The sequence below is a fragment of the Streptomyces sp. NPDC046887 genome, from assembly GCF_040644755.1.
In the GTDB taxonomy this organism is placed as follows: domain Bacteria; phylum Actinomycetota; class Actinomycetes; order Streptomycetales; family Streptomycetaceae; genus Streptomyces; species Streptomyces lichenis.
Window position 1 is genome coordinate 1 of the sequence record NZ_JBEYXH010000077.1, and the last position, 1,435, is coordinate 1,435.

Consider the following 1,435-nt stretch of genomic DNA (forward strand, 5'->3'; position numbering starts at 1 on the left):
AGGCTGAGACCTGATGCCGAGCCGATTGTGGTGAAGTGGATGATCCTATGCTGTCGAGAAAAGCCTCTAGCGAGTTTCATGGCGGCCCGTACCCTAAACCGACTCAGGTGGTCAGGTAGAGAATACCGAGGCGTTCGGGTGAACTATGGTTAAGGAACTCGGCAAAATGCCCCCGTAACTTCGGGAGAAGGGGGGCCATTTCTGGTGATCCGATTTACTCGGTGAGCTGGGGGTGGCCGCAGAGACCAGCGAGAAGCGACTGTTTACTAAAAACACAGGTCCGTGCGAAGCCGTAAGGCGATGTATACGGACTGACGCCTGCCCGGTGCTGGAACGTTAAGGGGACCGGTTAGCTCCATTTCGGTGGGGCGAAGCTGAGAACTTAAGCGCCAGTAAACGGCGGTGGTAACTATAACCATCCTAAGGTAGCGAAATTCCTTGTCGGGTAAGTTCCGACCTGCACGAATGGCGTAACGACTTCTCGACTGTCTCAACCATAGGCCCGGTGAAATTGCACTACGAGTAAAGATGCTCGTTTCGCGCAGCAGGACGGAAAGACCCCGGGACCTTTACTACAGTTTGATATTGGTGTTCGGTTCGGCTTGTGTAGGATAGGTGGGAGACTGTGAAGCTGTGACGCCAGTCATGGTGGAGTCGTCGTTGAAATACCACTCTGGTCGTGCTGGATGTCTAACCTGGGTCCGTGATCCGGATCAGGGACAGTGTCTGATGGGTAGTTTAACTGGGGCGGTTGCCTCCTAAAGGGTAACGGAGGCGCCCAAAGGTTCCCTCAGCCTGGTTGGCAATCAGGTGTTGAGTGTAAGTGCACAAGGGAGCTTGACTGTGAGACCGACGGGTCGAGCAGGGACGAAAGTCGGGACTAGTGATCCGGCGGTGGCTTGTGGAAGCGCCGTCGCTCAACGGATAAAAGGTACCCCGGGGATAACAGGCTGATCTTCCCCAAGAGTCCATATCGACGGGATGGTTTGGCACCTCGATGTCGGCTCGTCGCATCCTGGGGCTGGAGTCGGTCCCAAGGGTTGGGCTGTTCGCCCATTAAAGCGGTACGCGAGCTGGGTTTAGAACGTCGTGAGACAGTTCGGTCCCTATCCGCTGTGCGCGTAGGAATATTGAGAAGGGCTGTCCCTAGTACGAGAGGACCGGGACGGACGAACCTCTGGTGTGCCAGTTGTCCTGCCAAGGGCATGGCTGGTTGGCTACGTTCGGGAGGGATAACCGCTGAAAGCATCTAAGCGGGAAGCCTGCTTCGAGATGAGTATTCCCACCCACTTGATGGGGTAAGGCTCCCAGTAGACGACTGGGTTGATAGGCCGGATATGGAAGCCCAGTAATGGGTGGAGTTGACCGGTACTAATAGGCCGAGGGCTTGTCCTCAGTTGCTCGCGTCCACTGTGTTAGTTCTGAAGTAACGAAC

General features: G+C 55.7%; 1 rRNA gene. It reads left to right on the forward strand.

The window, feature by feature from the left end:
• Positions 1 to 1,395, forward strand: a 23S ribosomal RNA gene (locus tag ABZ945_RS32900); the annotation flags it as partial.
• Between the last annotated feature and the right edge of the window lie 40 nt (positions 1,396 to 1,435).